Annotated in this window: 25 protein-coding genes; 10 read left to right on the top strand and 15 right to left on the bottom strand. The window is 65.4% G+C overall.

Going from position 1 to position 24273, the window contains the following annotated elements:
* The 4 genes from H8A95_RS29850 to H8A95_RS29835 form a co-directional block, all read right to left on the bottom strand.
* On the bottom strand, window positions 1–720 hold a 720-nt coding region (locus H8A95_RS29850; RefSeq protein WP_229186448.1), incomplete at its 3' end, for a TetR/AcrR family transcriptional regulator.
* Between the two features lie 57 nt (window positions 721–777).
* Entirely contained in the window at window positions 778–1656 is an 879-nt protein-coding gene (locus H8A95_RS29845) for an SMP-30/gluconolactonase/LRE family protein (RefSeq protein ID WP_229186450.1), read from the bottom strand.
* Between the two features lie 35 nt (window positions 1657–1691).
* Entirely contained in the window at window positions 1692–2762 is a 1071-nt protein-coding gene (locus H8A95_RS29840) for an aldose epimerase family protein (RefSeq protein ID WP_229186447.1), read from the bottom strand.
* A gap of 3 nt (window positions 2763–2765) precedes the next feature.
* On the bottom strand, window positions 2766–3695 hold the full coding sequence (locus H8A95_RS29835; protein ID WP_229186446.1) for a Gfo/Idh/MocA family protein: 930 nt from the start codon (window positions 3693–3695) through the stop codon (window positions 2766–2768).
* On the opposite strand from H8A95_RS29835, the gene H8A95_RS29830 reads away from it, so the two are divergent.
* A complete protein-coding gene (locus tag H8A95_RS29830) occupies window positions 3694–3891 on the top strand; it encodes a hypothetical protein (protein WP_229186445.1) in 198 nt (65 codons plus the stop codon). The two genes, H8A95_RS29835 and H8A95_RS29830, sit on opposite strands and share 2 nt — an antisense overlap.
* A 40-nt stretch (window positions 3892–3931) precedes the next feature.
* On the opposite strand, the gene H8A95_RS29825 is transcribed toward H8A95_RS29830, so the two are convergent.
* Window positions 3932–4957, bottom strand: a complete 1026-nt coding sequence (locus H8A95_RS29825; protein WP_229186444.1) for a histone deacetylase family protein — start codon at window positions 4955–4957, stop codon at window positions 3932–3934.
* A gap of 151 nt (window positions 4958–5108) precedes the next feature.
* On the opposite strand from H8A95_RS29825, the gene H8A95_RS29820 reads away from it, so the two are divergent.
* Entirely contained in the window at window positions 5109–5720 is a 612-nt protein-coding gene (locus H8A95_RS29820; RefSeq protein WP_229186443.1) for a TetR/AcrR family transcriptional regulator, read from the top strand.
* A gap of 4 nt (window positions 5721–5724) precedes the next feature.
* Here the strand turns inward: H8A95_RS29820 and H8A95_RS29815 are convergent, their stop codons facing one another.
* Together H8A95_RS29815 and H8A95_RS29810 are read right to left on the bottom strand one after the other, a co-directional pair.
* A complete protein-coding gene (locus H8A95_RS29815) occupies window positions 5725–6672 on the bottom strand; it encodes a fatty acid desaturase (RefSeq protein ID WP_229186442.1) in 948 nt (315 codons plus the stop codon).
* A gap of 14 nt (window positions 6673–6686) precedes the next feature.
* The gene (locus H8A95_RS29810) at window positions 6687–7718 is read right to left on the bottom strand and encodes an alpha/beta fold hydrolase (RefSeq protein ID WP_229186449.1); all 1032 of its coding nucleotides are present in this window, start codon (window positions 7716–7718) and stop codon (window positions 6687–6689) included.
* Window positions 7719–7930: 212 nt separating this feature from the next.
* Here H8A95_RS29810 and H8A95_RS29805 point away from each other — a divergent pair, with 212 nt between their 5' ends.
* The 6 genes from H8A95_RS29805 to garD all read left to right on the top strand — a co-directional run bounded on the left by H8A95_RS29805 (window position 7931) and on the right by garD (window position 15874).
* Window positions 7931–9268, top strand: coding sequence for an MFS transporter (locus H8A95_RS29805; RefSeq protein ID WP_229186441.1), 1338 nt, complete (start codon window positions 7931–7933; stop codon window positions 9266–9268).
* A 126-nt stretch (window positions 9269–9394) separates the two neighbouring features.
* Window positions 9395–10300 (top strand): LysR family transcriptional regulator, encoded by a 906-nt coding sequence (locus H8A95_RS29800; RefSeq protein WP_229186440.1) that lies wholly within the window; start codon window positions 9395–9397, stop codon window positions 10298–10300.
* A 127-nt stretch (window positions 10301–10427) separates the two neighbouring features.
* Window positions 10428–11369 carry a 5-dehydro-4-deoxyglucarate dehydratase gene (gene kdgD / locus H8A95_RS29795; RefSeq protein ID WP_229186439.1) on the top strand — a complete coding sequence of 314 codons (942 nt, stop codon included), beginning with the start codon at window positions 10428–10430 and terminating at the stop codon, window positions 11367–11369.
* Window positions 11370–11400: 31 nt separating this feature from the next.
* A complete protein-coding gene (gene gudD / locus H8A95_RS29790; protein WP_229186438.1) occupies window positions 11401–12756 on the top strand; it encodes a glucarate dehydratase in 1356 nt (451 codons plus the stop codon).
* A 21-nt stretch (window positions 12757–12777) separates the two neighbouring features.
* The gene (locus tag H8A95_RS29785; RefSeq protein WP_229186437.1) at window positions 12778–14226 is read left to right on the top strand and encodes an aldehyde dehydrogenase family protein; all 1449 of its coding nucleotides are present in this window, start codon (window positions 12778–12780) and stop codon (window positions 14224–14226) included.
* A gap of 106 nt (window positions 14227–14332) precedes the next feature.
* Entirely contained in the window at window positions 14333–15874 is a 1542-nt protein-coding gene (garD, locus tag H8A95_RS29780; RefSeq protein ID WP_229186436.1) for a galactarate dehydratase, read from the top strand.
* Window positions 15875–15956: 82 nt separating this feature from the next.
* On the opposite strand, the gene H8A95_RS29775 is transcribed toward garD, so the two are convergent.
* Window positions 15957–16220 (bottom strand): hypothetical protein, encoded by a 264-nt coding sequence (locus H8A95_RS29775; RefSeq protein ID WP_229186435.1) that lies wholly within the window; start codon window positions 16218–16220, stop codon window positions 15957–15959.
* A 218-nt stretch (window positions 16221–16438) separates the two neighbouring features.
* On the opposite strand from H8A95_RS29775, the gene H8A95_RS29770 reads away from it, so the two are divergent.
* Window positions 16439–16615: a hypothetical protein gene (locus H8A95_RS29770; protein ID WP_165445954.1), complete on the top strand. Its 177-nt coding sequence runs from the start codon at window positions 16439–16441 to the stop codon at window positions 16613–16615.
* 44 nt (window positions 16616–16659) lie between these two features.
* Here H8A95_RS29770 and H8A95_RS29765 read toward each other — a convergent pair whose 3' ends face one another.
* The 6 genes from H8A95_RS29765 to leuC are packed head-to-tail and all read right to left on the bottom strand — an operon-like array spanning window position 16660 to window position 22591.
* Window positions 16660–17532 carry an ABC transporter permease gene (locus H8A95_RS29765; protein ID WP_229186434.1) on the bottom strand — a complete coding sequence of 291 codons (873 nt, stop codon included), beginning with the start codon at window positions 17530–17532 and terminating at the stop codon, window positions 16660–16662.
* A complete protein-coding gene (locus H8A95_RS29760) occupies window positions 17529–18362 on the bottom strand; it encodes an ABC transporter ATP-binding protein (RefSeq protein ID WP_229186433.1) in 834 nt (277 codons plus the stop codon). The genes H8A95_RS29765 and H8A95_RS29760 overlap by 4 nt, the downstream gene beginning before the upstream one ends.
* Window positions 18359–19420 (bottom strand): ABC transporter substrate-binding protein, encoded by a 1062-nt coding sequence (locus H8A95_RS29755; RefSeq protein WP_229186432.1) that lies wholly within the window; start codon window positions 19418–19420, stop codon window positions 18359–18361. The genes H8A95_RS29760 and H8A95_RS29755 overlap by 4 nt, the downstream gene beginning before the upstream one ends.
* Complete coding sequence (leuB, locus tag H8A95_RS29750; protein WP_229186431.1) at window positions 19420–20553, bottom strand: 3-isopropylmalate dehydrogenase; 1134 nt, start codon at window positions 20551–20553, stop codon at window positions 19420–19422. The genes H8A95_RS29755 and leuB overlap by 1 nt, the downstream gene beginning before the upstream one ends.
* Entirely contained in the window at window positions 20550–21185 is a 636-nt protein-coding gene (gene leuD, locus H8A95_RS29745; RefSeq protein ID WP_229186430.1) for a 3-isopropylmalate dehydratase small subunit, read from the bottom strand. The genes leuB and leuD overlap by 4 nt, the downstream gene beginning before the upstream one ends.
* Before the next feature lie 2 nt (window positions 21186–21187).
* Window positions 21188–22591 (bottom strand): 3-isopropylmalate dehydratase large subunit, encoded by a 1404-nt coding sequence (leuC, locus tag H8A95_RS29740; RefSeq protein WP_229186429.1) that lies wholly within the window; start codon window positions 22589–22591, stop codon window positions 21188–21190.
* 145 nt (window positions 22592–22736) lie between these two features.
* Between leuC and H8A95_RS29735 the strand changes: the two genes are divergently transcribed.
* A complete protein-coding gene (locus tag H8A95_RS29735) occupies window positions 22737–23525 on the top strand; it encodes an IclR family transcriptional regulator (RefSeq protein ID WP_229186428.1) in 789 nt (262 codons plus the stop codon).
* An 84-nt stretch (window positions 23526–23609) separates the two neighbouring features.
* Here H8A95_RS29735 and H8A95_RS29730 read toward each other — a convergent pair.
* Window positions 23610–24273: alanine dehydrogenase (locus tag H8A95_RS29730; RefSeq protein WP_229186427.1), on the bottom strand; the 664-nt coding region annotated here is incomplete at its 5' end.

Genomic DNA, 24273 nt, shown 5'->3' with positions numbered 1-24273 from the left:
GGCGCCTTGCGCGGCGCGAGCGTCCCCCTGGTCGAGCGGCGCGGCCTGCAGGGCGGCGACGGTCGCGCGCACCAGTTCCTCGATGGCGTGGCCGGCATCGGTGCCATCGGCGCCGCCGCGCGACAGGCGCGAGACGCGCTCCGGCGTCACCAGCGTGTAGTAGAGCGCGCCGAGCAGGAAGTGACTGCGCCACACCAGGTCGGTGCGCGGAATATGCGGCAGGCTTTCATGGATCGCGTCGATGAAGGCGTGGCTGGTGTCGTCGAAGGTCTGCGCGATGATCTTGCGCACCACCTCGTTGCCTTCGGCCGACATGATGGCGCGCAGCCGCGTGAACCGCGTCCCGCCGCCGGCAAGATCGCTGCCCGAGGTGAAGGCCGGCAGCACATAGGCGCGCACGATCGCCTCCAGCCGGTCCTGCAAATCGCGCACCCGCCGCGCCGCCGCCAGGAGTTCGGAGCGCCGCCGGTTCATCGGGCCGCAATGGCGCCGATAGATCTCGAGCAGTAGACCGTCCTTGGTCTTGAAGTGATAGGTCACGCTGCCTGGATTGGCGCCGGCGGCCTGCGCGATGTCGCGCACCGAGACCGCGTTGAAGCCGTAGGTCGAGAACAACTCCTCCGCCGCCGCGAGGATCGCCTCGCGCATGTTCGGCTTGCGGGTGCTGGCGGCGGCCTTCACGTCAGGCTTCACGTCAGACTTGGCGGGTTTCCGGACCATATTTGTACCATCGTCCAAATATTCAGCTCCCGTCAACAAGGCGGCGACGAGCCTGTATCAGGACAGTTTGACCTCAGGCTCGGCGCGGCCGCGCGCTGCGGCATCGAGCAGGAAGGTTTGGCCGTGACCGGGATCGGCCGCGCGTTGCGCCTCGTCCATGTCCTGCCAGGCCGAGGTGACCAGCACCCGCGAGAAATCGCGGCCGACAAAGGCCGGGCAGCTCGATTGCTTGGCCGGCACGAGCAGCGAGCGCAGATGCCGGCCGACGGGATCGTAGACATCGAGGCAGCCGCCGCCCCAGCGCGCGTTCCAGATCATGCCGTCGGCATCGACGATCGCGCCGTCGAGCCCGCCGGGGCCTCGATGTCTGATCAATTCGATCGGCTCGCCGGTCGGCAACCCTGTCGATGGATCGAGCGGCACGCGATGCAGCACGTTGGTCGCGGTATCGGCGAAATAGCCGACATCGCCGGCAGGCGAAAAGCAGATCGCATTCGGGATCGTGATCCCGGCATAAAGCCGGGTGATGCGGCCCCGATGCAGCGCATAGATCGCGCCGGCGCCCTGCTCGGCCTGACGCCCCATGGTGCCGAGCCAGAAGGTGCCCGACGGATGCACGCGCGCATCATTGGAGCGCGTCACCGCATTGTCGGCTTCGAGTGCGGCGAACAGCTCCATGCGACCGCTGGCGACCTGCCGAACATAAAGCCCATCCTCGGTGAGGATCAACTGCTGCTCGCCATCGATCCGCGCCAGCGCGCTCGCCATTTTCGGCAGCTCGTGCATGACGGTGCGGCTGCCTGCAAAACGATGCTCGAACAGGCGACGCTCGCGGATGTCGAACCACCATGCGGTGTCGGTCGCCGCGTCATAGGTCGGGCCCTCGCCGAGATGACAGCGCTCGGCCGACAGCACGGATGTCGGCACCTCTTCGATCGGCGGCTCGGCGGCACGGTCGGTCATGACGTCACTCACATGGTCGAGAAGCGATAAATTGCGGTGCGCCGATAGATCTGCCCGGGATCGAGGCGCGCCGACGGGAAGTCGGGCCGGTTTGGCGTATCCGGCCAGGCATGCGGCTCGAGGCAGAGGGCGTCGGATTGCCGGTACAGCCGGTCGCCCTTGCCGGCGGTCGAACCGTCGAGGAAGTTGCCGGAATAGAACTGCAATCCCGGCTGATCGGTGAACAGCTCCATCACGCGGCCGCTGTTCGGCGCCTCGAGGCGCGCAGCCATGTGAAGGCCTGTGCCTGAGGCCAGGCAGAAATTGTGGTCATAGCCGCGCCCGAGCCGCAGCTGCTCGTCATCCATCCTGATCCGCGCGCCGATCGCCGTTGGCTTGCGGAAGTCGAACGGCGTGCCGTCGACCGGCCGCGGCGGGCCCGGCAACGGAATCGCGGTGGCGTCGACCGCGAGGAAGTGATCGGACGCGATCGTCAGTCGATGATCGAGGATCTGCCCGCCCGAACGCGCGCCGTCGAGATTGAAGAAACTGTGATTGGTGAGATTGAGGCATGTCGGCCGGTCGGTCGTCGCCTCATAGGTGACCGCGAGTTCCATCGGACTGCGGACGCGATAGGTCACGCGCGTCTGAAGATTGCCCGGATAACCTTCCTCGCCATGCGGGCTCTCGCGTTCCAGCACCAACGTCGGCCCCGCATCATCCGACAATTCGACGATCCGCCACAGCTTGCGATCAAACCCCTGCGGGCCGCCATGCAGTGCGTTGGGACCGTTGTTGGCTTCGAGGCTCACCGTCTCCCCGTCCAGCACGAAGCGCCCGCCGGCGATCCGGTTGGCATAGCGCCCGATGGTCGCGCCGAAGAATTTGCGCTGCGCGAGATAGCCGTCGAACTCGTCATGGCCCAGCACGATGTCGTCGCAATGCCCGTCGCGATCGGGCGTGAGCAGCGCTTGCAGCGCGGCGCCGAAGGGAAGGATGGCGGCTTCAAAGCCGTGCTCGCCGCGCAACGTCACGCGCTCGACCACTGTGCCGTCCTGCAATGTGCCGAAGGGCGCGCGCGCAATGCCGGCTGATGTCATGTTTCAGTCCTCGAACACCTCGACGAGGCGCCGTCGCCCCAGCATGAAGCTATCGGCGACCAGCCGCAAGGGCGCGAGGTCGACGTCGGATTTTCCTTCCGACGTCAGCGCGACAAATCGGCGGTACAGCGCGGGATATTCTTCATCGGTGGCATCGACCACCAACCTGTTGCCGTCGCGCAGCTGCCTTCCGCCTTTCGACAGCGTCACCGGCCCGGCCTCGGTCTCGCACACAATGTCCCAGCTCGGCGGCCCGGTCTGGCGGAAATCGAATTCGGCGCGGATCGGCAAGCCATCCTCATCGGACAGTTCGATGTCCGCTGCAATCGGCGCCTCGCGATTGGCGGGAAAGTCCAACACCGCGCTCCTGACAAACACCTGATGCGGCAGGATCTCGGTCAGGATCGACAGCGCGTTGATGCCGGGATCGAACACACCGAAACCGCCGGCTTCGAAGATCCAGGCCTGGCCCGGATGCCAGACGCGGACGTCTTCCTTCCAGATGATGGTCACCTTGTTGATCGTTCGGCTCGCGAGCAGTTTTCGCGCCGGCCCGATCGCGGGCGCATAGCGCGAATGCCATGTTGCAAACAATGTCCTGTTCGCCTCATGCGCAGCCGCGATCAACGGCGCAAGTTCGCTCAACGTGGATCCCGGCGGCTTCTCCAGCAGCACATGCTTGCCTGCGGCGAGCGCGGCGTCGGCCAGCGCATGGCGCAGCTGCGGTGGCGTGCACAGCGCGACTGCATCGATCTCCGGCCCGTCGCGCAACAACTCCTGCAAATCACGGAAGTGCGGCAGGCCAGGCGGGGTTTTGGCGGGATCGACCACCGCGACGAGTGCGGCGCCGGATGTCTTCGCGATTGCAGGCACGTGCTGCCGGCACGCGATCTCGCCGAAACCGACGATGGCGATGCGAAGCAGGTCGCTCATGGCCGTCCTCGCGTTGCTGCCCGCCCGGCCGGCCGATGCCGCCAGGCGAGATCATAAGCCGGCACCGAATACCAACGGCATGATCCGGGTTTGGTTGCAAACACGCAACTCCGCCACGCGTTGTTGTGCGGCGCGCGGCTGGGGCATCGGTTCTGACCCATCGAAATCGATGCTCCAGGCTGTTGTTTTGCCGTGATTTCTTCGCGCGAGCCGGTCACGGCCCCGCTCGAACTGCGCTAGCGCGCGGCTTCGAATCCTCCGAGCACCGCCGTCAGATTGGCGCCGAGGATGTCGGAAAGATAGCCGCCTTCCTGCACCAGCACCGTCGGCAGTCCGAGCCGGGCCAGCGCCTCGCCGATCCGGCGGAAGCCATCGGTGGTGACGGCGAGACCTGCGAGCGGGTCCTTCTCGGAGGCGTCGAGACCGAGCGCGATCACGAGCGCGGTCGGCGCGAACGAGCGGATCGCCCTCTCCGCCACCGCGAGCGCCGTCAAGTAGTCGTCGTCACCGGTGCCCTTGGCCAGGGGAATGTTGAGATTGGTGCCGAGGCCGGGCCCGGCGCCGCGCTCATGCGCATAGCCCCAGACGAACGGATAGAAGAACGACGGATCGGCGTGGATCGAGACGGTGAAGACGTCAGGCCGCTCGTAGAAGATGCCCTGCGTGCCGTTGCCGTGGTGCACGTCGACGTCGAGGATCGCGACGCGCTCGTGCTTCTGGCGCAGATGTTCGGCCGCGATCGCGCTGTTGTTGAGGAAGCAGAAGCCGCCGGCGAGATCGCGATAGGCGTGGTGGCCGGGCGGACGGCACAACGCGTAAACGGCATCCTCGCCGTCGAGCACCAACTGCGCGGCGGTGGCCGCGACATCGCTCGACGCGCAGGCGCCTGCCCAGGTGCCGGGACCGATCGGGGCCGCGGTGTCGACCGTGTGCCAGCCGAGCTTGCCGACGATATGGGTGGGGTATGTCCCGGCGTTGCGCACCGGATGCATGTTCGCGATCATCTCCGGTCCGGCATTGCCGAGCGCCGACCATTCGTCCCACGCTCCCGCGAGAAAGCTCAGATATTCCGGACTGTGGACGCGCGCCCGCGGCCCCTGCCCGAACCTGGTCGGCTCGATCAGCGTATGCTTGCCGGCCTTCAGGCCGGCCAGCAGGCGGTCGGCGCGCTCGGGCTGCTCGGTGGTGCGCTGGACCACACCGCGGACCAGGAAGAATTGCGGATCATGGCTGCGGTGCAGATCACTGTAGACGGCCTTCACGGGATACTCCTGATCGATGAGCAGTTGAGCTGAGACTTCGCTGGCGAATTGTACAGTATCAGCGCCGGCGAAGATCTGAAACCGAGCGTGATTTCATGCTATGTCCGCATGCAACGCAATGATTCAAAGACGCAGGACGCGAATTCCGGCCATGGCGGGCAGCAAGGCGGAGACCGAGGATGCGACGACGGGACGGCGCGGCCGGCCGCGCTCCGCCGCGACCACGGCCGCGATCCTGCAAAGCGCCTATACGCTGATGGCGACCACCGGCCTCGCCGCCACCACCATCGACGCGATCGCCAAACATTCCAACGTCTCGAAGATGACGATCTACAAATGGTGGCCGTCGCGCGAGGCCTTGCTGATCGATGCTTTCCTCGACCAGGCTTCGCGCGCGGTGCCGCTGCCCGAGGCGGGCAATCCCGTGGCCCGCATCCGCCGCCATGTCGCGACCTATGTCGAAGCGTTGCAGGGTGAATTCGGGCGGGTGCAACTCGCGGTGATCTCGGAGTGCATCTCGAAGACCGGTACAGCGGAATTATTCTACGAGCGCTACCTCGGTCTTCGTCGCAGCAGGATGCTGGAGATCATCGCAACCGGCCAGAAGGACGGCAGCATCGGCGCGCCGGGCGTGCCCGGCGACATCTATGACGCGATCTATGGCAGCCTGTTCTATCGCTACGTCTTCGGCATCAAGCCACTGACGCCGGCCTATGCCCGCAATCTCGTCAACCTGGTGCTGCGGCCGCGCGCCGACGCTTGAACCATCAAGCGCGCTGCCGCTGACGGCGAAACCAGGCCCAGGTCTCGCGCGTCACGGCGCGGTAGTTGCTGCCGCGATACACGATGTGGCCATCGACGATGGCATTCAGCCTCGGAAGCGCATGGAACGGCACCGTCGGATAGGCGTGGTGCTCGACATGGTAAGGCATGTTCCAGGCGAACCATTTCATGATGGCGCCGGTCATCGTGGTGCGCGTATTCTCGAACGCACTCCGCGTCCGCTCGCAACCGGTATGCTCGGCATAGAGATAGGGACGCAGGATGAGCTGCCCTGCCAGCAGCGGCACGATCCACACCCACAGCAATATCGCGCTGTGCAGCGCGAGCGATGCCGCCAGCAGCAGCAGGTAGCCTGTGAGATAGAGTCTCGCTTCCCGCACGATCGCCGCGCGCTTGTGCTCCGGGATCCACGGCACGACCACCTGTCCGGTGAGTGCATGGCGAAACATCAGCCGGATGCGGACCAACACCTGCAACAATCCCGAATAGGCGATCGCGAGCTGGGTGTCGGACGCGGGCTTGGGACCGACGATCAGCTCCGGATCTTTCTCCGGGTCCTGGGTGTAGCGATGATGGTCCCAGTGAAACAGGCAGTAATATTGATAGGGCAATCCGATCATGAAGGCGGACAGATTGCCGACGGCGAGATTGAGCGCAGGACTGCGGAACGCGGTCTTGTGCGCGGTCTCATGCACCACCATGAACAAGAACGCGACGAAGTAGCCCTGCACCGCGATCAGGGGCAGTGCCCATGGCAGGCCATAGCGCGACGCGACCAACGAGATCAGCGCGCCGACGATCAGGATCATCCCGTAATGGCTTGCCGCGCGCACCGCGCCGGCTAGGTTCGACTTGGTCGACAGATCGCGCAGGGTCAACGGGCTGAGCGGCTTGAGGCGAGGTCCGGCGTCACTGGTCTCTGCGATGCTCATGGCAGTCTCATTTGTCAGCGTTGCAGCAGCGCCGAGATCTCGGCGTTGATGAAGGCGCGGTCTTCGGCGTTGTTGACGGGATTGCCGGCGCGGTGGCCGTGGATCGAGGGTATTGCATGCAGCGCCGCGGAGCGCGCATTGACCAGGCGGCCAAGCTCATCCTCGCTGTCGCGCGGATCGAAATAGCGGTCGGTCCGCCCCGGCATCAGCAGCACATGCGCCTTGATCGCCGCCAGCGCGCGGTCGAAGTCGCCGCCGAATTCATCGCAGCGGCTGACGTCGCCGGCCTGCCAGATCGCGATCTGCGCCAGCAGGTCATTCGCATCGCGCCGCGCGAAGGCGCCGTCCCACGATCCCGCGAGGTAGTCTTCCAACGAGTTGAAACCGGCCGCGCGCCAGACTTCCTCGCGATAGAATTCGTGCGACATCGCCCAGCCGGCATAGACGCGCCCCATCGCGCGCAGGCCGGCTGTCGGCTTGCCGACGAAGCGGCCGTCCCGGTAGGCCGGGTCGGCGGTCAGTGCAGCCTTCACAGCTTCTAGAAACACATAGTTGTAAGGCGAGCACCGTGCGCTGCCGCAGACCACGGCTGCGCGCTCGACCATGTCGGGATAGCGCGCGGCCCAGTGATAGGCCTGCATGCCGCCCATCGACCAGCCGTAGACCAGCGCGAGCTTGGTCACGCCAAGCCGCTCGACCAGCAGCCGACGCTGGATGGCGACCGCATCGTGATAGGTGAAAGCGGGAAACGGCGCGCCGCCGAGCACCTCGCTCGAATTCGACGGCGAGGATGACAGGCCATTGCCGAACAGGTTCGCGATGACGATGAAGTAACGCGCGGGATCGAGCGCCCGGCCCGGTTGCACCAGCCATTCGATGTCAACATGCTGTGCGGCGAACGATGTCGGATAGAGGATGACGTTGTCCCTGGCCGCATTCAGCGTGCCGTAGGTCTTGTAGGCGAGCGTAAGCTGCGGGAACACGGCGCCGCCCTGCAAGGTCACTGGACCTGCCTCGAACACCTCATAGTCGCATGGCGTTGTCATCGGCATTCGACCTCGAGCAGCAGGCGCGACGCTGCGTCATCAATAACTGTACGAATAGTACACTAATTGAGAGCCGACGCAAGAGCGGCAAAGGTGGAATGACACCGGGCCGATCCATTCAAAATCGGTATGGATCAATACCCGTTTCGGCTTGGACCCATTGCCGTCATCTCTCTAGGACAGACCCCGAGGAAATTTCCAAGGAGGCGCGAATGAGCGCAATTGTGTCCGCCACGGATGCGCGGCGATCCCGCGTCCGGCTGTTGATCGTGACGATGCTGTTTCTCGTCACCACCGTGAACTATGCCGATCGCGCCACGCTCTCGATCGCCGGCGCGTCCCTTTCCAAGGAACTGCATCTCGACCCGATCGCGATGGGTTACGTATTCTCGGCCTTCGGCTGGTCCTATGTGATCGCCCAGGTGCCGTGCGGCTGGCTGCTCGACCGTTACGGCTCCAAATGGGTCTACGCGATCAGCATCATCGTCTGGTCGATCTTCACCGCGATGCAGGGCCTGGTCGGGTTCCTCTCCGCGGGCACGGCCGTGATCCTGCTGTTCGGACTGCGCTTCCTGGTCGGCATCGCTGAGGCGCCGTCATTCCCGGCCAACGCCCGCATCGTCGCCTCCTGGTTCCCGGGCAATGAGCGCGGCACCGCATCGGCCTTCTTCAATTCCGGGCAGTATTTCGCGACCGTGATCTTCGCGCCGCTGATGGGCTCGATCGCTCATGAGTATGGCTGGCGCCACGTGTTCTACGTGATGGGCGGGCTCGGCATCATCATGGGCATCGCCTGGATCAAGACGATCTACGAGCCGAAGGACCATCCTGGGATCAACGAGGCCGAGTTCGACTACATCAAAGAGGGCGGCGCGCTGGTCGACATGGACGCGGCGAAGGATGGCAAGGCGCAGGACAGCGGCCCCAGCTGGGACCATATCCGCCAGCTGCTCGCCAACCGCATGATGCTAGGCGTCTATATCGGGCAGTACTGCATCAACACGCTGACCTACTTCTTCCTGACCTGGTTCCCGGTCTATCTGGTGAAGGAGCGCGGACTGTCGATCCTGCAGGCCGGCTTCGTCGCGACCTTGCCGGCGCTGTGCGGCTTCATCGGCGGCGTGCTCGGCGGCGTGATTTCGGACTATCTCCTGCGCCGCACCGGCTCACTGACCATGGCGCGCAAGATCCCGATCGTCGGCGGCATGCTGCTGTCGATGTCGATCATCGCCTGCAACTATGTCGACGGCCAGGCGCTGGTGGTCGGCTTCATGGCGCTCGCCTTCTTCGGCAAGGGCATCGGCGCGCTCGGTTGGGCTGTCGTCTCCGACACCTCCCCGAAGGAAGCCGGCGGTGTCTCCGGCGGCTTGTTCAACACCTTCGGCAATCTGTCCTCGATCACCACGCCGATCATCATCGGCTACATCCTCGCCGCCACCGGCTCGTTCAACGGCGCGCTGGTGTTCGTCGGCGCCAACGCGCTGGTCGCGGCGATCGCCTACCTGTTCATCGTCGGCGAGATCAAGCGGGTGCAGCTGAAGGCGGCCTGAGCCAAGCCGGCGCAGCGACAACACATCAACGGCGGCTGCGGCCGCCGTCTTTGTCTTCTTGGCCAGTGGGAGGCATCGATGCTAGAACGGACAAATCCTAAAGCGATCCATTCCAGGCTAGCATCGATGTTCGACCTGAACCAGCTCCGCTGCTTCGTCACGGTGGCCGAGGAATTGCACTTCGGCCGCGCCGCGGCGCGGCTCAACATGACGCAGCCGCCGCTGAGCCGGCAGATCCAGGTGCTCGAGCACATCATCGATGCACCGCTGCTGGAACGCACCAGCCGTTCGGTGCGGCTGACGCCGGCAGGCCGAAGCTTCTTGCCCGAAGCTCGACGCATCCTCAAGCTCGCGGATTCTGCTTCACAGGTCGCCCGCCGCATCGCGCTCGGCAAGACCGGCTCGCTCAAGATCGGCTTCACGGCGGCGGCCGCCTACGGCTTCCTGCCCGACCTGATCGCAGCCGCCCGCTCCCGCCTGCCCGAAGTGGATTTCTCGCTCAAGGAGATGGTCTCCGGCGAACAGTTCGAGGCGCTCACGACAGGCCAGATCGATGTCGGCCTGTTGCGCCCACCGATCGCGCGGCCGGAATTCGCCAGCCGGCGCGTCGTGGCCGAGCCGCTGCTCGCCGCGGTCCCGAAGAAGCATCCGCTGGCTGCGGCCGAGACCGTCAGCATCAAGGATTTCGACGACCAGCCCTTCGTGATGTATTCGCCTTATGAGGCGCGCTACTTCCACGATCTGCTGGTGTCGCTGTTCACCCGCGCCGACGTGCTGCCGCGTTATGTGCAGCATCTCAGCCAGATCCACTCGATCCTCGCCATGGTGCGTGCCGGGCTCGGCGTCGCCATCGTGCCGGAGGCCGCCGCCAGCCTGAAGATCGCGGACGTCCGGCTGAAGCCGCTGAAGCTGCGCACGCCGGTGCCGGTCGAGCTGTTCATGGTCTGGCGGCGCGATCACGAGAACCAGCTGCTGCCGTCACTGATCGAGATCGCAACCGAAATCGCCGCGCCGCATCTGCGCGGCGATTGATGCAGAGTTGGCATCGCTCGATACCGCGTTTGGCTTGGACGCGCATCGAACCATTTCCTAGAAACTCCGCCATGGACGCGCGCTGCTCGCGCATCCCTTATCCCAGAAACATTCAAGGAGTGGCGCCATGAGCAAGATGACCCCTCAGGAGATGGCCGCGAGAATCGGCGGCGGCCTCCTGTCTTTTCCCGTGACCCCGTTCAAGCCGGACTATTCGTTCGACGAGGCGACCTATCGCGCCAACATGGACTGGCTGTGCGGCTATGACGTCGCCGGCCTGTTCGCCGCCGGCGGCACCGGCGAGTTCTTCTCGCTGACCCCGTCTGAAGTTCCCCACGTCGTCAAGGTCGCGGTCGACGAGACCAAGGGCCGCGTTCCCGTCCTGGCGGGAACCGGCTACGGCACCGCGATCGCGCGCGAGATCGCAATCGGTGCAGAACAGACCGGCGCCGACGGCCTGCTGCTGCTGCCGCCCTATCTCACGCATGCCGAACAGGACGGCCTCGCCGCGCATGTCGAGGCAGTGTGTTCGTCGGTCAAGATCGGCGTCATCGTCTACAACCGCGACAATGCGATCCTGCAGCCCGACACGCTGGCGCGGCTCTGCGAGCGCTGCCCGAACCTCGTCGGCTACAAGGACGGCATCGGCGACATCGAGCTGATGACCCGCGTCTACACCAGGCTCGGCGACCGCCTGACCTATATCGGCGGCCTGCCGACCGCGGAAACCTTCGCCCTGCCCTATCTCGACATGGGCGTCACGACCTATTCGTCAGCGGTGTTCAACTTCGTGCCGGAATTCGCCACCAAGTTCTACGCCGCGGTGCGCCGCCGCGATCATCAGGCCATCCATGCAGGACTGAAGGATTTCATCCTGCCGCTGATCGCGATACGCAACCGCAAGAAGGGCTACGCGGTCTCGATCATCAAGGCCGGCATGAGGGTGATCGGCCGCGATTCCGGCCCGGTGCGCCCGCCGCTGACCGATCTCACCGAGCAGGAGATCGCCGAGCTCGCGGCACTGGTGGCGAAGCTGCCGCAGGCCGCGACCCAACAGGCGGCGGAATAAGCCAAACGGTAAAGAACGAAGGGAGGAGCAGATGATTCAAGACACGATCCGCACCGGCTTTGCCGGCGCCCCCGTCGTCACGGCGATGGAGGTGATCCCGGTCGCCGGCCGCGACGGCATGCTCCTCAATCTGAGCGGCGCACACGCGCCGTTCTTCACCCGCAACCTCGTCATCCTCACCGACAACTCCGGCCACACCGGCGTCGGCGAGGTGCCGGGCGGCGAGAAGATCCGCAAGACACTGGAAGACGCCCGCGACCTCGTCGTCGGCCAGACCATCGGCGCCTGCAATAACATCCTGGCGTCGATGCGCCAGACTTTCGCCGACCGCGACGCCGGCGGCCGCGGCAAGCAGACCTTTGATCTCCGCGTCACGATTCACGCGGTCACCGCGGTGGAGTCCGCGCTGCTCGATCTGCTCGGCCAGCATCTCAACCTTCCGGTCGCAGCCCTGCTCGGTGAAGGCCAGCAGCGCTCCAGCGTCGAGACGCTCGGCTATCTCTTCTTCGTCGGCGATCGCAGCAAGACCAGCCTGCCCTACGTCGAGGGCGAGACCGGCAAGCCCGACTGGTTCAATTTGCGCCATCAGGCCGCGATGACGCCGGACGCGATCGTGCGCCTCGCCGAGGCGACGCAGGCGCACTACGGCTTTGCCGACTTCAAGCTCAAGGGCGGCGTGCTCGCCGGCGAAGCGGAGATCGCGGCCGTCACCGCAATCGCAAAGCGCTTCCCGAACGCGCGCGTGACGCTCGATCCGAACGGCGCATGGTCGCTCGACGAGGCGATCCGGCTGTGCAGCAACATGCATGGCGTACTCGCCTATGCCGAGGATCCCTGCGGCGCCGAGGCCGGCTTCTCCGGCCGCGAGATCATGGCCGAGTTCCGCCGGGCCACGGGGCTGCCGACCGCCACCAACATGATCGCGACCGACTGGCGTCAGCTCAGCCACGCGTTGCGATTAGGCGCGGTCGACATTCCGCTCGCCGATCCGCACTTCTGGACCATGCAGGGGTCGGTACGGGTGGCGCAGACATGCCGCGACAACGGCCTGACCTGGGGCTCGCACTCCAACAATCATTTCGACATTTCGCTGGCGATGTTCACCCATGTCGGCGCCGCCGCGCCCGGCAAGGTGACCGCGATCGACACCCACTGGATCTGGCAGGACGGCCAGGCGTTGACCAGGGAGCCGCTGCAGATCAAGGGCGGCAAGATCGCGATCCCGGATCGGCCGGGCCTCGGCATCGAGCTCGATCGCGGTGCCATCGAGGCGGCGAACGCGCTATACAAGCAGCATGGCCTCGGCGCCCGCGACGACGCGCTCGCCATGCAGTTCCTGATCCAGGGGTGGACCTTCGACGACAAGCGTCCCTGCCTCGTGCGCTAACAAGAAAGGTTGGAGAGAACAATGACCGCTCACCAGAAGAACTTCATCGCCGGCGAATGGGTCGACGGAACTGCTATCACGCGGGACATCAACCCCTCCAACACGGCCGACGTGGTCGGCGAATACGCCAAGGCCGACAAGGCGCAGACCGAAAAGGCGATCGCCGCCGCAAAGGCCGCCTTTCCGGCCTGGGCACGTTCGACGCCGCAGGAGCGCTTTGACGCGCTGACCAAAATCTCGGTCGAAATCCTCGCCCGCAAGGAAGAGCTCGGCCGCCTGCTGGCGCGCGAGGAAGGCAAGACGCTCCCCGAGGGCATCGGCGAGGTGGCGCGTGCCGGACAGATCTTTGCGTTTTTCGCCGGTGAAGCGTTGCGGCTGATGGGCGAGAAGGGCGCATCGGTGCGCCCGGGCCTCGATGTCGAGATCACCCGCGAGCCGGTCGGCGTCATCGGCATGATCACGCCTTGGAATTTCCCGATCGCGATCCCGGCCTGGAAGATCGCGCCGGCGCTCTGCTACGGCAATTCAGTCGTGTTCAAGCCGGCCGAGCTGGTTCCGGGCTCGGCGCACGCGCTATCCGAGATCATCGCGCGCTCCGGTATTCCGGCCGGCGTCTTCAACCTCGTGGTCGGCTCGGGCTCGGTGGTGGGCCAGACGCTGCTGGATCATCCCGACGTTGCCGCGATCTCCTTCACCGGCTCGGTGCAGACCGGCCGCAAGATCGCGCAGGCCTGCGTGCTCTCCAATCCCATGAAGAAGTTCCAGCTCGAAATGGGCGGCAAGAACCCGCTGGTCGTGCTCGACGACGCCGACGTCAAGGTCGCAGTCGAGGTCGCCGTCAACGGCGCCTATTTCTCGACCGGCCAACGCTGCACCGCCTCCTCGCGCCTGATCGTCACCGCAGGCATCCACGATCGCTTCGTCGCGGCGATGACCGAGCGCATGAAGGGACTCTCGGTTGATGACGCGTTGAAGAGCGGCGTGCATGTCGGCCCTGTCGTCGACCAGAGCCAGCTCGACCAGGACCTCCGCTACATCAAGATCGGCCAGGACGAAGGCGCCCGCCTGCAATGGGGCGGCGAGCTGCTGAACCGCGAGACGCCCGGCTTCTATCTGCAACCCGCGCTGTTCACCGAGACGACCAACCAGATGCGCATCGCGCGTGAGGAGATTTTTGGCCCGGTCGCCTGCGTGATCCGCGCCAAGGACTATGAGGAGGCGCTCGCGATCTCCAACGACACCGAATTCGGCCTCGCCTCGGGCATCTGCACGTCCAGCCTGAAATACGCCTCGCACTACAAGCGCAACAGCGAGGCCGGCATGGTGATGGTCAACCTGCCGACCGCCGGCGTCGACTATCACGTGCCGTTCGGCGGCCGCAAAGGCTCTAGCTACGGCGCGCGCGAACAGGGCGCCTATGCCCGCGAGTTCTACACCACGGTGAAGACGGCTTATACGTTCCCGGGTTGAGATACGTAGGGTGGGTTAGCGTCAGCGTAACCCACCATAGCCGCGGCAAACTGGGCGTGGTGGGTTACGCCTTCGGTTAACCCACCCTACAAATTCGGGAGTCCGCATGGACCAGTCGATCGGCGCGAACGAGCAGCCCCGCTACATCAAGCTCAACGAACGCGACAATGTCGCGATCGTCGTGAATGATTTCGGCCTGCCCAAAGGCTCCCGCTTCGCCTGCGGCCTGACCTTGCGCGCCTTCGTGCCGCAGGGCCACAAGACCGCCCTGCAAGATATCGCCGAGGGCGCCCCGATCATCCGCTACGGCGAGGTGATCGGCCATGCGCTGTCACAGATCCTGGCCGGCGAATGGGTCGACGAGGCGCGCATCCGCATGCCCGAGGCGCCGCCGCTCGATCAGCTCGAGATCGCAACCGCGGTGCCGCCGGCGCTGCCGCCGCTCGAAGGCTTCACCTTCGAGGGCTATCGCAATCCCGACGGCTCGGTCGGCACCAAGAACATCCTCGGCATCTCCTCCTCCGTGCAATGCGTCAAGGGCACGATGGAATATGCGGTCAAGCGCATCCGCGCCGATCTGCTGCCGAAATATCCCAACGTCGACGACGTCGTGCCGCTGACCCATGCCTATGGCTGCGGCGTCGCCATTACCGCGCCCGATGCCGTGGTGCCGATCCGCACCCTGCAAAACCTCGCGCTCAATCCGAATTTCGGCGGCGAGATCCTCGTCGTCGGGCTCGGCTGCGAGAAGCTTGCGCCGGAGCGGCTGGTGCCGGAAGGTGTCAGCGATGCCATCGTGCGGATGCAGGACGAAGCGTTCGACGGCTTCGGCGCGATCGTCGATGCCATCATGACCCAGGCCGAGGCCCGGCTGAAAGTGCTGAACGCCCGCAAGCGCGAGATCTGCCCGGCCGCCGATCTCGTGATCGGCCTGCAATGTGGTGGCAGCGATGCATTCTCCGGCGTCACCGCCAATCCCGCGGTCGGCTTCGCCGCCGACCTTTTGGTTCGCGCCGGTGCGACCGTGATGTTCTCGGAAGTCACCGAGGTGCGCGACGCGATCCAGCTACTGACCCGCCGCGCCGTCAACGAGGGTGTCGGCCGCGCGCTGATCCGCGAGATGGCCTGGTACGATGCGTATCTGGCCCGCGGCGGCGCCGACCGCAGCGCCAACACCACGCCTGGTAACAAGAAGGGCGGGCTCGCCAACATCGTCGAAAAGTCCCTCGGCTCGATCGTCAAGTCAGGCTCCGGGCCGATCGCGGGCGTGCTGTCGCCGGGCGAGAAGGCGCGGCAGAAGGGCATGCTGTTCGCGGCCACGCCAGCGAGCGATTTCATCTGCGGCACCTTGCAGCTTGCTTCCGGCATGACCTTGCAGGTTTTCACCACCGGCCGCGGCACGCCCTATGGGCTGGCCGCCGCGCCCGTCATCAAGGTCGCAACCCGAAGCGAGCTGGCGCGGCGCTGGAAGGATCTCATCGATTTCGACGCCGGCTGCATCGCGACCGGCGAGAAGACGATCGAGGAGACCGGCTGGGACCTGTTCCGCCTGATCCTCGACGTCGCGAGCGGGCGGACCAAGCCGTGGTCGGACCGCTGGGGCATCCACAACGATCTCACGCTGTTCAACCCGGCGCCGGTGACCTAAGCAGCGCAGGCTAACCTGCACATGGCAAGTCCGCCGTGACGAAGTCAGCGGCGGACTTTCGTTCTCATGGCCTTGATCGGTATCAGTCGTCGTCGTGATGAATGACGGTCTTGCTGCGATTGCCGAACTCATCCTGCTTCTTGATGACCGTGGTCCGGTCACTGCGCGGCTCACGCTCCCTGATCACCGTGGTGTGGTCACGATCCCGATCGCGATCGCGATATTCATGCGACTCGCCGACCGTGACGCCGGCGCCGACGGGGCCGGCACGAACACCGATTTCATCGGCGAATGCAGGCGATGCGATCGCGGTCACGATGGCCGCGGCAAACAGATACTTTCTCATGACGTCTCTCCTCCTCGAGTGGCGATGTGGAGGAGGAACGTCGGGTGCGACAAACCGTTCCTATGTCGTCCCCGCTGCAGACGCTCGCGCGCAGATGCGGAACATCGCGCGGGGAACCTCGCTGAACAGACATTCACCTGTGTGGCGAAATGCTCATGTTCCATGCGTTGAATAGCCTGATTTGATGTCCCACGTCCTCATCAACAGGAGGACGTTCCATGAAGCAATCGCAGCACTTCCTCGACAATGCCGAGAACTGCGCGCAGCTTGCCGAGCGCGCCGACGACGAGCCGACCTACAATCGCTTCAAGCGAATGGAAGCAGCGTGGCGCGCGCTGGCAATCGAGCAGGATTGGCTCGACGGCGAGACCTCTCCATCACAAACCGCAGCGTGAATGAAGGCCCGTGGCGGCAGATATGACGCAGCCGCGGGCCTCGCCTATTCGGCGCCGCGCTGCCGCTGCCAGCGCAGCAGATAGGCCTGCAGCCGCCAGATGATCGCCGACAGCACGACGCCGACCAGCATCAGCACCACGACTGCAACCATCATCCCCGAGGCCTCGCCGCGCGCTTCCGATTCGATGATGAGGCGGCCGATGCCGCGCTCGGCGCCGATGAACTCGCCGACGATGACGCCGATCAGCGCAAACGAAATCGCCGGCGTCAGCGAGGCGAACACCCAGGCCATGGTCGACGGGATCACCACGGTGCGGGTGATCTGCCACTCGCTGGCGCCGAGCAGCCGCGCGGCGTTGGTGAAGCCCTCGTCAATCGAGCGCGCGCCTTCAAACGTGTTGAAGAACACCAGGAACACGACGACGATCCACGACGTCACGATCTTCGACATGTCGCCGATCCCGAACGCCAGCACGATGATCGGCGCCAGCGCGATCCGCGGGATCGAATTCACCGCGGTGATGAAGGGCTGGAAGATCGCGCTGAGCCGGTCGGATCGCCCGAGGATCAGCCCGGCGACGAAGCCGGAGACCACGCCGGTGACGAAGCCGAAGAAGGTGTTCTTCAGCGTGATCGCGGTCGCCGCCCAGAGATTGTTCTCGTTGCGCGCCAGGCACTTTCCGAAATCGCCGTTGAACCAGCCGTTGAAGGCGCCGAGCTTGGAGGTCAGGCAGCTCTGGATCAGGAAGTTGTCGAAGATCATCGACGGCTTCGAGATGAAATACGGGTCGAGCAGATCAGGCACCAGCCACGGCAATCTGGTGCGGAGATCGTAGCCCCATTGCCAGACCGACAGCACGATTGCGCAGATCAGGACCTGCCAGCCGACCGTGCTGAGCGCGCCGTGCCTCCTCATGTGATGCGGCCCCTGACGAATTCCTCGCCGAGCGAATGCCAGATGTGCTGGAACAACTCGGCATAATGCTCCGTTTCGCGCACCTTCACCGCATCGCGCGGGCGCACGAAGTCGACCTCGAACATGTCCTTGATGCGGCCCGGCCGTGCCGAGAACAGGATGATACGGTCGGCCAAGGTCAGCGCCTCGCCGAGATCATGGGTCACGAACAGCACGGTCTGCTGCTCGCGCTCCCAGATCCGCAGCAGCACCTCGTGCATGTCGATCTTGGTGTGGGTGTCGAGCGCGCCGAACGGCTCGTCCATCAGCAGAATCTGCGGCTCGACGATCAGCGTCCGCATCAGCGCCGCGCGCTGCCGCATGCCGCCCGACAGCGCCGACGGATAGGCGTTCTCAAATCCTCTCAAGCCGGCCTGGGCGACGCATTCGGCGATACGCTCTTTCCGTTCGTGCGCCGGCACGCCCGATAGCTCCAGCCCGTAACCGATATTGTCGCCGACGGTCCGCCACGGAAACAACGTGTCACGCTGAAAGACGTAGCCGACATCAGCCGTCGCCTTGCCGGCGACGACGCGCTTGCCGTCGATCAGGATCTCGCCGCCGGTGGGGCGGATCAGCGAGGCGATCATGTTGAGCACCGTGCTCTTGCCGGAGCCCGACGGCCCGAGCAGCGCGACGAACTCGCCGCGGCGCACGTCGAACGAGACGTCGCGCACCGCCTCGATCGTGGTCCTGGCGAGCTGGAACGACTTGCTCAGGCCCTTGACCTCGACGCGGCGATCGGCCGAGGCCCGCGGCGACACCGTTGCGCTCGTCTCGAGCGCGCTCAACCCGGATAGGCCTTTCGCGCCGCTTCGATGAGGTTCGAGTTGACCACGTCCGCGATCTTGAGCGGCTTGATGCCGGTCATCTCGCGGAACCAGACTTTTTCGCCGCGCGCGAAGCTCGCCGCGTCGACGATGCCCTCATAATCCGCGACCTTCTGGATCGCCGTGATCTCGAGCAGGTTGGCATCGCGCGAGGTGCTGCCGACATAGGGCTCGATGGCGTCGTAGACCTCGGCCGGCTTGTGCGCCTTGATCCATTGCGACGCGCGCCACAGCGCAGTGACGTAGGCCTGCATCTTGGCCGGGTCCTTGTCGATGGTGGCCTGCAGCGTGAAATGCGCCGTCACCGGCACCTTGCCGCCGATATGCTTGTTCCAGATCGCCTCGTCGGTACCGTCGAACAGCAACTCGCCCCAGCCCTGCTGCTGCGCCTCGTTCAACAGCGACAGCGAGCTGACCAGGATATCGACCTGCTTCGACTTCAGCGACCCCAGCATGGTATCGACATTGCCGGTGCCGATCCAGGTCACCTTATCGTCGAGCCCCATGGTTTCCATATAGTAGGACGCCCAGACATGGTTAGTGCCGCCGAGCGAGGAGACCGAGACGATCGGCTTGCGGCCGTCGGGCCGCTTCCATTGCGCGAACGCCTCCAGCGAGTTGATGCCCTGGTCCTTCAGATCCTTGCGCAGGATGAACATCACCGAGTTCGACCGCGTGTCGACCGGCAGCAGCACGCGCCCGCCGCGGCCGTGATTGGTCAGCTGCATCGGGTGGGTGACGTCGCCGATGCCGATATCGCCCTGCGACGAGGCAATGATCTCGCGGGTCTTCACGCCGCTGCCGCCCTGCACCAGCTTGCAATCGAGCCCGGCTTCCTTGAAGTAGCCGATACGATCCGCGACGAACTGCGTCTGATAGACCGGCACCGCGACCGGATAGATCGCCCGTCCCGCGGCCGCCTGCGCCCATGCCCGCCCTGTCGCCAGCGCCGCGCCACCCGCGGCGATCACCGTCAGGGCCGATCGCCGCGAAATGTGGGGCATGGCGACATCAGACATCACGCGTGCTCCTTGGCCGAGATCTTGTCGAGCGCACTGAGCACCGCGTCGCCCATCTGGACGGTCGATAGCTTCTTCGCGCCAGCTTCCGCAATGTCGGCGGTCCGCGCGCCGGAAGCAAGCGCGGTCTGCACCGCCTGCTCCAGAAGGTCCGCATCCTCGGGGCGGTTCAAGGTCAGGCGCAGCAGCATTGCGACGCTGAGGATCGAGCCGAGCGGATTGGCGATGCCCTTGCCCGCGATGTCGGGCGCGCTGCCGTGCACCGGCTCGTACAGCGCCTTGCGCCGACCGAAGCGGTCGACCGGGCCGAGCGAGGCCGACGGCAGCATGCCGAGCGAGCCCGAGGCCATCGCCGCGCAATCGGACAGGATGTCGCCGAAGATGTTGCCTGTCACCATCACGTCGAACTGCCGCGGCTCGCGCACGATCTGCATCGCGGCGTTGTCGACATAGAGATGATTGAGCTCGACGTCGGAGAATTCCTCCTTGTGCAGCCTGATCACCTCTTCGCGCCAGACCACGCTGGTCTCCAGCACATTGGCCTTGTCGACCGAGCAGACCTTGTTGCGCCGGGTCCGCGCCAGCTCGAACGCGGAGCGCGCCACGCGGCGGATCTGGTTGGTGGTGTATTGCTCGGTGTTGAAGCCGCGGCGCTGGCCGTCCGGCAGGGTCTCGATACCGCGCGGCTCGCCGAAATAGATGCCGCTGGTCAATTCGCGGATGATGACGAAGTCGACGCCGTCGAGCACCTCGGGCTTGAGCGGCGCCGAGGCCGACAGCGCCGGGCTCGCCATGATCGGCCGCAGATTGGCGTAGAGGTCGTACTTGCTGCGCAGGCCGAGCAAGCTGCCGGCCTTGCGCGCCGCCGCAGGCACTTCGGTGGTCTCGGGCCCGCCGGTCGCACCCCACAGGATCGCGTCGGCCTCGTCCATCGCTTCGGCCGTGTCTTCGGGCAGCACCTTGCCGGTCGCCAGATACGGGATCAGACCATATTGCGCCTCGCGCAAGGTCATCGGCACGCCACGCTTCGCCGCGAACCAGTCGAGCACGCGGCGCGACTGCGCGGTGACCTCGGGGCCGATGCCCTCGCCGCCGACCACGGCGACCTTGACCATGTTGGATTGCGTGCTCATGCAGATATCCTTGTCGAATGAATCCAGGGCCGCGCGGTGCGGTCGGAAGCCTGGAAAGCGTGGATCTCGTCATCGCGCTGCAATGTCAGCGCCACCTCGTCGAGCCCCTTCAACAGCCCCTCGCGCCGCCGCGGGTCGATCTCGAACGCATGCCGCGCGCCCGACGGCGAGACGATGGTCTGGGCCTCGAGGTCGATCGAGACCTTGCCCGCGCCCTGTGTCGCCTCGATATCGGCGGCAAGCTGATCGACCACCGCCTTGTCGACGACAACAGGCAAAATTCCATTCTGGAAGCAGTTGGCAAAGAAGATGTCGCCGAAGCCGGAGCCGATGATGGCGCGGATGCCGCGCTCCTGTAGCGACCACACCGCGCCCTCGCGCGACGAGCCGCAGCCGAAATTCGGTCCGGTCACCAGGATCTCCGCGTCCTGGTACGGCTCGCGGTTCAGGATGAACTCCGGATTCTCGGAGCCATCGGGCAGATAGCGCAGCGAGCCGAACGCCCATTTGCCGAGCGTGCCGCGGATTCCGTTGCCGACCAGGCGCTCGATCCGGATGATGACGTCTGTGTCGATATTGCTGCGCATGATCGGCGCAGCGGTCGCGGTGAGTTTGTCGAATGGCTTCGGCATGATCAGCGTCCCATCATCCTGACATCGGCGATCGCGCCGGCAATCGCTGACGCCGCCGCGCTCGCGGGGCTTGCCAGATGCGTCCGCGCGCGCGGTCCTTGCCGGCCGACAAAGTTGCGGTTCGAGGTCGAGACCGAGCGCTGCCCGGGCGCCACCACCTCGCCATTGGCGGCAAGACACATCGAGCAGCCCGGCTCGCGCCATTCGAAGCCGGCCTCGATGAAGATCTTGTCGAGCCCTTCGGCGACCGCCTCGCGCTTGACGTTCTCCGAGCCCGGCACCACCCAGGCGCGGACGCCGGCCGCGACCTTGCGGCCGCGCGCCACCTCGGCCGCGGCGCGGAGATCGCTGAGCCGGCTGTTGGTGCAGGAGCCGATGAACACCCAATCGACCGGCGTGCCGGCGATCGGCGCGCCGCCCTGCAGCCCCATATACTCAAGCGCGGTCTCGATCGCCGCGCGCCGCAAGGGATCGTCGACCGCCTTCGGATCGGGAATGATGCCATCGACGCCGACGACGTGCTCGGGGCTGATGCCCCAGGTCACCTGCGGGATGATCTTTTCGACATCGATCACGACCTCGCGGTCGAACACCGCGTCGGGATCGCTCGGCAGATCGCGCCAAGCCTTGACCGCCAGATCCCACATCTCGCCTTGCGGCGCATAGGGACGGCCGCGCAGGAATTCGAAGGTCGTTTCGTCCGGCGCCACCATGCCGATCTTGGCGCCGAGCTCGATCGAGAGGTTGCAGATCGTCAGCCTTCCCTCGATCGGAAGCGCGCGGATCGCGCTGCCGGCATATTCGACCGCGTATCCGGTGCCGCCGGCGGCGCCGATATGCCCGATCAGCGCCAGGATCATGTCCTTGGCGGTGACGCCGAGCGGCAGCTTGCCGTCGAAGCGGGCGCGCATCGTCTTCGGACGCTTCTGGATCAACGCCTGCGTCGCCAGCACATGGGTGAGCTCACTCGATCCGATGCCGAACGCCAGCGCACCGAGCCCGCCATGGGTGCAGGTGTGACTGTCGCCGCAGACGATGGTCGCGCCCGGCAGGCTGAGGCCGAGCTCCGGCCCGATGACGTGGACGATGCCCTGGCCGGGCTGATCGACATCGAACAGCGTGATGCCGCTCGCCGCGGTCTCGACCCGCAGCGCGGCCAGCAATTCCATGCCGATCTTGCTGGTCCCGGCACGGCCGGGCGCCGTCGACAGCGCGTGATCCGGCGTCGCGAAGGTCAGTTCTGGATTGTGAACCTTGAGGCCCCGGCTCTTGAGATCGAGCAGGCCGCGCGAGCCGCCGAGATCGTGCAGCAGATGGCGGTCGATATGAAGGAGGTCAGTGTCCTCGCTCAAATGGGCAATGACGTGCTGGTCCCAGATCTTCTCGAGCAAACTTCGGCCGGGCATCCGCCTTCCCCTGCTCTCTGCGTTTCCATGCGGCTTGATCTTATTGGCGCCAATCTGTGCCAAAGTTGTCGTCAAGTGAAGCAGTTTCGGCCTAACATCACATATGTGATGGAGGCGCGGCAATTGACCCGCCGCGGAGACAGCCATGCCGAACGCGAATAAGACGGCCATTGTCAAATCGGCCATGCGGGTATTTGCAGTTCTGGAGTTCTTTCGGGAAACGAAGCGGGCTGCTTCCGTGACTGAAATATCTTCCGCGCTGGAGATGCCCCAATCGAGCACGTCAGTGCTGCTGCGCAGCCTCGTTGAATTGAACTACCTCGAATACGAGCGAAAGACCCGGCGCTTCATCCCCAGCTACCGGGTCAATCTGCTGGGCGACTGGATCCGTCGTTCTCCGTTCCGTGACAAAAAGCTCACCGATCTGATGGAAGAGCTCTGGACCGCAACTGGCGGCGAAACCGTCATGCTCGGGCAACAAGCCGGCGCCGCCGGGATGCGATATCTGCACGTTGTCCCCGGCGGCTCCCAGCTTCAGTACACCGCACATGCCGGTCAAATACGACCGATGGTTCGGACCGCGCTTGGACACGTGCTGCTGAGCCAAATGCCGAACACCAAAATCCGCGGCATCATCCGTCGCAACAATGCCGAGGAGCCGAGTCAGCCGGCGCGCGTTCGCGAAGCGGCCTTTCTTGAAGAGGTCGAGCGCATTCGCCGGCGCGGCTTCTCGGAGACAGGCGGCCGCACGACGCCGGGCGCAAACACGATAGGCATGCTCGTTCCCCTGCCAAAGCGACGCGCTCCGCTCGCGATCGGCATCGGCGGCCCCATCGAACGGATCGCGGCAAAGCGCGCGCAGATCATTGAAGTCATGCACAGCCGGCTGAAGGGACTGACCGATGAAGTCGGGTCAATATCCGTCGAGAAGTGACCTCTCGATGTCGTCCCGGCCCCGGTGCGCAATTGCGCACTAGGCCGGGACGACAGTGGGAAAGGCTGCGAAGGCTCGCAAATGTTACGACGCCAGCGCTTCCTCCGGCATCACGGCTGACAGATGCTGGCTCTCGGCGACCGCGCGGTTGGTGATGCGGCCGCGATGGACGTTGAGGCCGGCGCGCAGATGCGGATCCTCGACCAGCGCGCTCAGTCCCTTGGAGGCCAACGCCAGGCCGAACGGCAGCGTCGCATGGTTGAGCGCGTGGCTCGAGGTGACAGGTACGGCGCCCGGCATGTTGGCGACGCAATAATGCACGATGTCGTCGACCAGGTAGGTCGGCGCCTGGTGCGTGGTCGCCTTCGAGGTCTCGAAGCAGCCGCCCTGGTCGATCGCGACGTCGACCAGCACTGCCCGGCGCTTCATGCCGGCGAGCTGCGCGCGCGATACCAGTTTCGGCGCGGCGGCGCCGGGCACCAGCACCGCACCGATCACGACGTCAGCCGCAAAGACTTCCTGCTCGATTGCCTCCAGCGTGGCGTAGCGGGTGCGGACGCGGCCGATGAAGAGATCGTCGAGTGCGCGAAGCCGCGGCAATGAGCGGTCAAGAATGGTGACGTCGCTGCCGAGCCCGGCGGCCATCCGCGCCGCATGGGTGCCGACGACGCCGCCGCCGATGATCGCAACGCGCGCCGGCGGCACGCCGGGCACGCCGCCGAGCAGCTTGCCCATGCCGTCGGCGGAT

Source organism: Bradyrhizobium oropedii, from assembly GCF_020889685.1.
Taxonomy (GTDB): Bacteria; Pseudomonadota; Alphaproteobacteria; order Rhizobiales; family Xanthobacteraceae; genus Bradyrhizobium; species Bradyrhizobium oropedii.
This window is presented reverse-complemented; position numbering and strand designations above follow the sequence as displayed.

Excerpts from the sequence above, each read along its gene's own strand:
- H8A95_RS29840 (WP_229186447.1), bottom strand. The coding sequence starts at position 2,762 with ATGACATCAGCCGGCATTGCGCGCGCGCCCTTCGGCACATTGCAGGAC.
- H8A95_RS29830 (WP_229186445.1), top strand. The coding sequence starts at position 3,694 with ATGGCCGTCCTCGCGTTGCTGCCCGCCCGGCCGGCCGATGCCGCCAGG.
- H8A95_RS29835 (WP_229186446.1), bottom strand. The coding sequence starts at position 3,695 with ATGAGCGACCTGCTTCGCATCGCCATCGTCGGTTTCGGCGAGATCGCG.
- H8A95_RS29820 (WP_229186443.1), top strand. The coding sequence starts at position 5,109 with ATGGCGGGCAGCAAGGCGGAGACCGAGGATGCGACGACGGGACGGCGC.
- H8A95_RS29815 (WP_229186442.1), bottom strand. The coding sequence starts at position 6,672 with ATGAGCATCGCAGAGACCAGTGACGCCGGACCTCGCCTCAAGCCGCTC.
- H8A95_RS29810 (WP_229186449.1), bottom strand. The coding sequence starts at position 7,718 with ATGACAACGCCATGCGACTATGAGGTGTTCGAGGCAGGTCCAGTGACC.
- H8A95_RS29805 (WP_229186441.1), top strand. The coding sequence starts at position 7,931 with ATGAGCGCAATTGTGTCCGCCACGGATGCGCGGCGATCCCGCGTCCGG.
- H8A95_RS29800 (WP_229186440.1), top strand. The coding sequence starts at position 9,395 with ATGTTCGACCTGAACCAGCTCCGCTGCTTCGTCACGGTGGCCGAGGAA.
- kdgD (WP_229186439.1), top strand. The coding sequence starts at position 10,428 with ATGAGCAAGATGACCCCTCAGGAGATGGCCGCGAGAATCGGCGGCGGC.
- gudD (WP_229186438.1), top strand. The coding sequence starts at position 11,401 with ATGATTCAAGACACGATCCGCACCGGCTTTGCCGGCGCCCCCGTCGTC.
- H8A95_RS29785 (WP_229186437.1), top strand. The coding sequence starts at position 12,778 with ATGACCGCTCACCAGAAGAACTTCATCGCCGGCGAATGGGTCGACGGA.
- garD (WP_229186436.1), top strand. The coding sequence starts at position 14,333 with ATGGACCAGTCGATCGGCGCGAACGAGCAGCCCCGCTACATCAAGCTC.
- H8A95_RS29775 (WP_229186435.1), bottom strand. The coding sequence starts at position 16,220 with ATGAGAAAGTATCTGTTTGCCGCGGCCATCGTGACCGCGATCGCATCG.
- H8A95_RS29770 (WP_165445954.1), top strand. The coding sequence starts at position 16,439 with ATGAAGCAATCGCAGCACTTCCTCGACAATGCCGAGAACTGCGCGCAG.
- H8A95_RS29765 (WP_229186434.1), bottom strand. The coding sequence starts at position 17,532 with ATGAGGAGGCACGGCGCGCTCAGCACGGTCGGCTGGCAGGTCCTGATC.
- H8A95_RS29755 (WP_229186432.1), bottom strand. The coding sequence starts at position 19,420 with ATGTCTGATGTCGCCATGCCCCACATTTCGCGGCGATCGGCCCTGACG.
- leuB (WP_229186431.1), bottom strand. The coding sequence starts at position 20,553 with ATGAGCACGCAATCCAACATGGTCAAGGTCGCCGTGGTCGGCGGCGAG.
- leuD (WP_229186430.1), bottom strand. The coding sequence starts at position 21,185 with ATGCCGAAGCCATTCGACAAACTCACCGCGACCGCTGCGCCGATCATG.
- leuC (WP_229186429.1), bottom strand. The coding sequence starts at position 22,591 with ATGCCCGGCCGAAGTTTGCTCGAGAAGATCTGGGACCAGCACGTCATT.
- H8A95_RS29735 (WP_229186428.1), top strand. The coding sequence starts at position 22,737 with ATGCCGAACGCGAATAAGACGGCCATTGTCAAATCGGCCATGCGGGTA.